7 protein-coding genes and 2 pseudogenes are annotated in these 6,973 nt (G+C 68.1%); 6 read left to right on the top strand and 3 right to left on the bottom strand.

The window, feature by feature from the left end; genetic code table 11:
* Positions 1-559 precede the first annotated feature (559 nt).
* Positions 560-917 (top strand): annotated as a pseudogene (locus IE136_RS36025) (ATP-binding protein); the annotation flags it as partial.
* A gap of 26 nt (positions 918-943) precedes the next feature.
* On the opposite strand, the gene IE136_RS26915 reads toward IE136_RS36025, so the two are convergent.
* The 3 genes from IE136_RS26915 to IE136_RS26905 all read right to left on the bottom strand — a co-directional run bounded on the left by IE136_RS26915 (position 944) and on the right by IE136_RS26905 (position 2,790).
* Positions 944-1,117 carry a hypothetical protein gene (locus IE136_RS26915; protein ID WP_189601637.1) on the bottom strand — a complete coding sequence of 58 codons (174 nt, stop codon included), beginning with the start codon at positions 1,115-1,117 and terminating at the stop codon, positions 944-946.
* Positions 1,118-1,144: 27 nt separating this feature from the next.
* Positions 1,145-1,501 carry a PRC-barrel domain-containing protein gene (locus IE136_RS26910; protein WP_158983607.1) on the bottom strand — a complete coding sequence of 119 codons (357 nt, stop codon included), beginning with the start codon at positions 1,499-1,501 and terminating at the stop codon, positions 1,145-1,147.
* A 149-nt stretch (positions 1,502-1,650) separates the two neighbouring features.
* Positions 1,651-2,790, bottom strand: a complete 1,140-nt coding sequence (locus tag IE136_RS26905; RefSeq protein ID WP_158983609.1) for a PucR family transcriptional regulator — start codon at positions 2,788-2,790, stop codon at positions 1,651-1,653.
* Between the two features lie 86 nt (positions 2,791-2,876).
* Between IE136_RS26905 and IE136_RS26900 the strand changes: the two genes are divergently transcribed.
* From IE136_RS26900 to IE136_RS26885, 5 genes and pseudogenes are all read left to right on the top strand, one after another.
* Positions 2,877-3,932: a ferredoxin reductase gene (locus IE136_RS26900; protein ID WP_158983612.1), complete on the top strand. Its 1,056-nt coding sequence runs from the start codon at positions 2,877-2,879 to the stop codon at positions 3,930-3,932.
* Positions 3,933-3,939: 7 nt separating this feature from the next.
* Positions 3,940-5,058, top strand: a complete 1,119-nt coding sequence (locus IE136_RS26895; RefSeq protein ID WP_158983615.1) for a fatty acid desaturase family protein — start codon at positions 3,940-3,942, stop codon at positions 5,056-5,058.
* Positions 4,971-5,204 (top strand): annotated as a pseudogene (locus IE136_RS36840) (DUF6207 family protein); the annotation flags it as partial. The gene IE136_RS26895 and the pseudogene IE136_RS36840, both read left to right, overlap by 88 nt.
* A 24-nt stretch (positions 5,205-5,228) precedes the next feature.
* Positions 5,229-5,531 (top strand): helicase associated domain-containing protein, encoded by a 303-nt coding sequence (locus IE136_RS26890; protein ID WP_444545723.1) that lies wholly within the window; start codon positions 5,229-5,231, stop codon positions 5,529-5,531.
* A 444-nt stretch (positions 5,532-5,975) separates the two neighbouring features.
* On the top strand, positions 5,976-6,902 hold the full coding sequence (locus tag IE136_RS26885) for a cytochrome P450 (RefSeq protein WP_189601636.1): 927 nt from the start codon (positions 5,976-5,978) through the stop codon (positions 6,900-6,902).
* Positions 6,903-6,973: the final 71 nt, after the last annotated feature.

The raw sequence follows: 6,973 nt of genomic DNA, 5'->3' as shown, positions 1-6,973 counted from the left end.
CTCGTACTGCTGGAACTGCGGGTGTTGCGAACTGCTCAGTGGCCTGTGACAGCGCCACTCTTCGGCAGCCAGCCCCGTCGCCCGCCAGGCGTCTGCTCTGGCTTAGAACCCCACTGCCGAACCTCCCGGTGCGCGCGTCCGCAGCCGACGCCTTCACCGAGGTACCGCTCACTGACTTCACTGCTGGGTACTGCCACTACGGTGGCGGCCCCTGATCACTGCGGGCCGCCCGGTCCGGTCGTCAGTCCCGTCGCCGTCCTGCAACCACCCTGGCTTCGAAACTCCACCACCGCACCGTCCTACAACTGCGGGTACTACTGCCCGGCAGTTCGTCTCTGCCGGGCCCTGCGGTCCTTCTGGGTTACGAGAGAAACATAACCACACCACTGCTCAATGTCTACTCTGGCCGACACAGATTTTCGCGTGCTCGGCAGGGAGGTAATCACTCTCGAACAGTGATGGGTGCCGGGATGACCCGGGTTAACGGGCCGCAGCCGGGGCACAAGCTCCGGGCAGACAGGACCGGACGTCGACGATCCAGAGACCGGGGTGCCCCCTGATGGATACGACGAGCGTCAAAGTCGCACCCCTCCGCTCGGCGACATCCATAACCGGCGCACGCGACAGCGCCCGGGAGTTCCTCGAAGGTCTCCAGCCGGCGCTCGCACCCGAGACCGCCGACACGGTGGTCCTGGTCGTCTCCGAACTCGTCACCAACGCCCTGCGCCACGGCGGCGGCACCTGCACCCTGGATCTGACCGCCACCCGGACAGCCCCAGGTGCCGCGCATGCGCACCCCCGACCCGAACGGCGGCACCGGAGGCTTCGGCTGGCCCATGGTCAACCGCCTCGCCCGAACCACCGCCGTAACCCGCCAGGCGGCCGGCGGCAACACCGTGAGCGCCCTGCTGGCCCGTAGCGCCAAGACGCCAGGCGCAGTCGGTCAACGAAGCGTGCGGCTGCGCCGGCCGGAGCGCCGCAGGTGCATCCCGAGATAGACGAGGGCGGCGGCGAACACCACGATGCCGATGACCAACAGGTAGAACAGCCCTTCGGCGACGACGCCGATAATGCCCAGCACGATCGCCGCGATGACGAGAATCAGGAACAGAATCATGGGGCAGACACCTCCTCGGCGGGCCGGTCAGCGGCGGGCGAGTTGCCGCTCACCGTTCGCGCCGGGCTGGTAGGGCAGGCCGTAGTGCGCGAAGACCGCCGCTTCGTCCTCGGCTGGCAGGACGTCGTCCGTGCCGATCGCCGGGGACTTCTTCACCAGCGACTTGTCGTAGTCGACCTTGACGTAGTCCGGCCCCACGATCGCGCCGGCCAGCGGGACGAAGACCAGCTGGCGGCGGGTGGGCAGCCCAACCTGGACGGTGGCCATGGCCGGCTCGTCGCTGCTGGTGTCCACATAGACGGCCTCCAGCACGCCGATCTTGTGGCCACCGACGTCGACGACGTCATGGGTCCGCCACTCACGGATATCCGCACTCTGAATCATCAACGGTTCCCTTCACGCGGTATACCCGGCCTCGTCTCAGCCTGCCCTCCCGACACCTGTCCACACCAGCGGTGCGCGAAGTAGCCGTGGCCTCCGGCCTGGCGGGCCGCATGAGCCAGCTGATGGCACTGAGAATGCGGCAGTACTCGTCAGCTGACCCGAAGACCGACCGCCAGCGTCAGTTCAAGGACCCGGTGTGGCGATGCGAGATCCGGAAACAGCTCGCGCAGCTGCGACATCCGGTACCGGACTGTCTGGGGATGGACGAACAACGCCGCCGCCACCTCGTCCCGCCTGCCCTGGTGCAGCAGCCACGCCCGCAACGTCTCCTCCAGCCGCCGTGCGGTCGCGACAGGCAAGGTCCGCAACGGTGCGAGGGCTCGGGTACGCAGGTCTGCGAACGCGTCCATGTCGGCGCTCAGCACCAGCTCGGGCAGGTGGTCCTCGGTGTCGCGAATATCAGAGGAGAGGGAGCGCGCGCGTACGGCCCGTGCGTACGAGGCGGACGCACGAGTCCATGGCCGGGCCGGGCCGACCACGGCGGTGCGGTCGGTTAGCTGCCGCAAGAGATGTGATCGGTCCGCATCGGGGACGAGCAGCACACCGTTGGCGTCCGGCAGATCGTCGAGGACGAGGGTGCTCGGGTCGAGCGCGCGGTAGGCAGGCCGGGCCTGGGCGGCGGGCAGCAGGACCGCGGTCAGCGAAACCGGAGGCTGCCACCCGGCCCGTTGAACAGAGGCCAGCAGCACGTCCGGGCTCGCGCCGGCGAGGAGGTCGCGGGCCAGGTGTTCCAGGTGGCGCTCGTGGGCCCTGCCCCGGGCGGCCAGTTCGTCGGCGTGGCCCGCGGCGCTCGCGGCGGAGAGCTCGTCGATGTAGGCGAAGGTCAGCTCGGCAAACTTGGCGACCTCGGCGGCGGGCAGACCTGCGGCTACGGCACCCGCGGCCAGGCATCGCCAGGCCACGCGGGCGCCGACGCGGTAGGCGCTGAGCAGGGCGTCCATCGAACGGCCGTCGCGCACCTCGCCGCGGCCCAACTCGTAGGCTGCGTCGCCGGCGTCGCCGCCTGTGGCGTTCCCGCTCGCGAGGTCCAGGTAGTGACCCAGGGCGGTGCGGACGGCTCGGCGGATGGTGCCGCCCATGCTGCCCGAAAGGGCGTTGGCGTAGGGAGGGACCTCGTCGATGATCGCCTGGACGACCTCGTCGGCGGTGGTCTTCAGCGCGGCCCGAAGTGCGGTGACCGTCGTCTCATCCAGGGCCAGTTCGCTGGCCCTCCGGATTGCATGGCTCACGTTTTGTTCCCTGCGAACAATTCAGCCGACCAGATTTACGTCCTGCGGTCAGGACTTTACGCCTTGAGGTGCAGCAAGCTGGAGTCATGACGAGTGCAGCCCTCCGCAGCAGGGCGTGGAAACTGCTGGAGATGGTCACGACGCCGCTGCTGCCGTCGGACTACCTCGACCTGGTCAGCCCGCTGCGTGCGGGCGCTGACCTGCGGGGGCGCATCGAGGCCGTGCACCCCGAGACGGGTGACGCCGCGACCGTCGTGATCAGGCCGGGACGGGGCTGGCGCGGCCACACAGCCGGTCAGTACGTGCGGATCGGGGTCGACGTCGACGGGGTGCGCCTGTGGCGTGCCTACTCCATCACCTCGCCGACAAACCGTCAGGACGGCCGCGTCACGATCACCGTGAAGGCGATCCCGGACGGCAAGGTCAGCAACCACCTGGTCCGCAGAGCGAAACCGGGCACGCTGATCCAGCTCGACCAGCCGACCGGTGACTTCGTGCTGCCGCAGGCCAAGCCCGCCAAGGTGCTCTACCTGACGGCCGGCAGCGGCATCACGCCCGTGATGGGCATGCTGCGCGACATCGAGTTCGACGACGTCGTCATGGTCCACTGCGCGCCACAGCCGCAAGACGTGATCTTCCGCAACGAACTGCACGACCTGGTCGCGGACAAGAAGCTGCGGCTCACCGAGGTGCACACCGACACAGACGGCATGCTCGACATCGCCCGTCTCGACGAACTCGTGCCCGACTGGGCCGAGCGCGAGACCTGGGCTTGCGGGCCCGCGGGTCTGCTCGACGCCGCCGAAGAGCACTGGACCGACCACGGCGTACAAGAGCGCCTGCACACCGAACGCTTCCGCCCCAGCATCGTCGTCGCCGGCGCCGGCGGCGAGGTCACGTTCAGCGCCACCGGCAAGACCGTCGACACGGACGGCGCCACGCCGTTGCTGGACATCGGCGAGGAGGCCGGCGTGCTCATGCCCTCCGGGTGCCGCATGGGCATCTGCTTCGGCTGCATCACGCCGCTCAAGGCGGGCGCCGTCCGCGACCTGCGCACCGGCGAGATCACCGAGGCCGAGCCGGGCGTCCTCATCCAGACCTGCGTGTCCGCCGCGGCGGGCCCCTGCGACATCGAACGGTAGGAGCAGCTTGACCGCCATCGACCCCACCGCCCACCTGACCGCGGAGCAGATCGAGGAGCTTGGCCGCGAGCTGGACGCGATCCGCGACGAGGTGATCGCCAGCCGCGGCGAGAAAGACGCCGCCTACATCCGTAAGGTCATCTCGGCGCAGCGCAAGCTCGAGCTGGTCAGCAGGGGCGTGCTGCTGTTCTCGATCTTCCCGCCCGCGTGGCTGCTCGGCACCGCCGGTCTGTCCGTGGCGAAGATCATGGACAACATGGAGATCGGCCACAACGTCCTGCACGGCCAGTGGGACTGGATGCGAGACCCGAAGATCCACTCCACCACCTGGGAGTGGGATCACGTCTCGCCGTCCGAGCAGTGGAAGCACTCGCACAACGAGCTGCACCACACGTACACCAACGTGATCGGCAAGGACAACGACCTCGGCTACGGCATCATGCGCGTCGACGAGGACCAGAAGTGGCACCCGTTCCACCTCGGCCAGCCACTGTGGAACTTCATCAACGCCTGCTTCTTCGAGTACGGCATCGCAGCGTACGACCTGGAGCTCGGCAAGAACCTGCACAAGCGCCGCCGCACGCACCCGGAGTTCCGCGCGCAGGCCAAGGCCGTGGGCCGCAAGATCCGCAAGCAGGTGCTCAAGGACTACGTGATCCACCCGCTGCTGTCGGGCCCGTCGTTCCTCACCACGCTCGCCGCCACGTTCACCGCGAACCTGGTCCGCAACATCTGGTCCCACTCGGTGATCATGTGCGGGCACTTCCCCGAGGGCGTGCAGGTCTTCGAGCGCCGGTCGATCAAGGGCGAGACGCGCGGCCAGTGGTACCTGCGCCAGATGATGGGCTCGGCGAACATCAGCGGCAGCAGGGCCATGCACTTCATGACCGGCAACCTGTCGCACCAGATCGAGCACCACCTGTTCCCGGACCTGCCGAGCAACCGGTACGCCGAGGTCGCGGTGAAGGTGCGCGCGCTGTTCGAAAAGTACGAGCTGGAGTACGTCACCGGGCCGCTGCCCAAGCAGGTGTTCTCCGCGTGGCGCAAGGTCTTCCGGCTCTCGCTGCCGAACAAGAAGCCCAAGGTCAAGATGCCGGACCGCGAGCAGGAGCTCGTCGCGGCCTGATTCCCGGTATTGGTTCAGATCTTTCGGCCGTACCGGCGGCACCTGCCGGGTTCGGTGAGATCCGTTGCGGACGGTGGGCGGCCGCGACGTCGGACCTTACGACACGGGATCCGGGGCAGCTCAGTGTCCGGCTGCGCTGCCTGGACGTGCGCCAGGCGGCCGGTAGTCGGGTGCAGCAGTGGGTGTGCGAGCAGGTCCTCGGGATCGAGCCCGCGATCGAGGACGAGAAGCCGCCGTCGCACCGTACGCAGGCCGACAAGTGGGCGATGAACTACGAGGCCGCCAAGCAGTTCTCCGAGCGTGAGGGGCACCTCCAGGTCCCGAGGAAGCACGTCGAGCGGATCGTCGGCGAGGACCAGGAGGAGCGGGAGCACAAGCTGGGGGCCTGGATCGGGAATCAGCGGAGCAGGGCGGCGACGCTGACGCCGGAGCGGATGGAGCAGCTGTCCGCGCTCGGGATGCGGTGGGCGTGATGGCCGTCGTCGTCACCACGGTCGCCGCCCTCGCGGCTGGCTATCCACTCGTGCGAATGCGCCCGTAGCAGCGCCTCGGTGGCTGGGCGGCCGATTTGAAACTGGGCAAAGCGCCGGTAGTCGACCCCGAGTGCCGTCATCTGCAGGGCTCTCTGCATCGACCTTGTGGTCGTGGTCAGGGCTGCCACCTGTTTCGATATGTCTCCGACCAGCGCCAGCAGTGCTGACAGTCCCCGCCTTCTTCGAGCTCTGGTCGCGGACGATCCGGAATGCCCGGTCCCGGTAGTTGTTGCCGAACCGGAAGGGAGGGCTGTAGAAGTTGAACTGGTTAGCACCTGTGTAGTGGTCGACTAGCTCTGTGAACGCGATCGACGATCCCGCCATTGCTTGGGGCAGGTCTCCCTTGTCCATGCATGCCTGTGCATATCGGAGGACGTCGACCGTTTGCTGCCGGCCGACCAGATCGATCATGTCCAGGCTGGTGAAGTCGACGACGAAGATCAACTTGGTTGCGTCGGCCCTCTCCTGTCCCTCGTCCTGCTGGCCAACATCGCCTCATGCCTCAGCATCGACGACCCCGGTGAACTGCGTCGGTGGAGCACCGCTGTCCGGCGCCTGCGTAGAGCGGCGGCTCACCCAGTGGCTGCGGCTCACGGCGTGGGCTGCCCCCTCCCTTATCCGCCGGCGCGCTGGACACGGCGGAAACTGAGCGGGCTCATTCGTGAGGAGATCGACCGTCGGCATCGTGCCGGTACACCAGGCGACGACGCGCTGGCACAGATGCTGGCGGCGAAGGCGGAAATCATGACGCAGGACGTCGTGATCGACCAGGTCACGATTTATCTCATCGGGGGTCAGACCTCCAGCCTTGCCGCGGCCTGGACCGTGGAGCGTGCCCTGCGACACCCGCACGCGTGGGCCCGGGTAGCCGCCGAGGCCGCCCAGGACGGCGATCCGGCGCCATACACGGACGCCGTCATCAACGAGGCTCTGCGGCTGTTCCATCCTTGGTTCCTCCGCCAGCCCTGCGACATCGGAGGTTACCGGGTACCGGCCGGCACATGGGTCGTGCTGAGCTTCTGGGATCTGCACCGACGCCCTGACCTCTACCCTGACCCCGAGACGTTCCGTCCCGAACGGTTCCTGGAAGGCTCTCCTGCCCGCGGCACCTGGATGCCCTTCGGGACCGGACCGCACGCCTGCGCCGCCGCCCAGCTTGCCCACGCCCAAGTCCGAGAGCTCATGCACGCCCTCGCCCGCCGAGGCGACCTCGAACCGGCCTCGCCCCGAGACGAGCGCCTCGGACACCGATCGGGCTCGGAGATCTACCCAGCCCAAGGCTGCCGCGTCATCCTCCGCACACGACGATGAACCGCCGGCAGTGCCGCCGCGCCGACGCCGAAGACCGGTAAGACAGCGCGGAGCCCGGGTGGCAGGCCGGA

It is taken from the genome of Streptomyces lateritius, from assembly GCF_014649715.1.
Classification (GTDB): domain Bacteria; phylum Actinomycetota; class Actinomycetes; order Streptomycetales; family Streptomycetaceae; genus Streptomyces; species Streptomyces lateritius.
The sequence above is the reverse complement of the archived record's forward strand: the minus strand, read 5'-3'. Positions and strand labels throughout refer to the sequence as shown.

Excerpts from the sequence above, each read along its gene's own strand:
- IE136_RS26915 (WP_189601637.1), bottom strand. The coding sequence starts at position 1,117 with ATGATTCTGTTCCTGATTCTCGTCATCGCGGCGATCGTGCTGGGCATT.
- IE136_RS26910 (WP_158983607.1), bottom strand. The coding sequence starts at position 1,501 with ATGATTCAGAGTGCGGATATCCGTGAGTGGCGGACCCATGACGTCGTC.
- IE136_RS26900 (WP_158983612.1), top strand. The coding sequence starts at position 2,877 with ATGACGAGTGCAGCCCTCCGCAGCAGGGCGTGGAAACTGCTGGAGATG.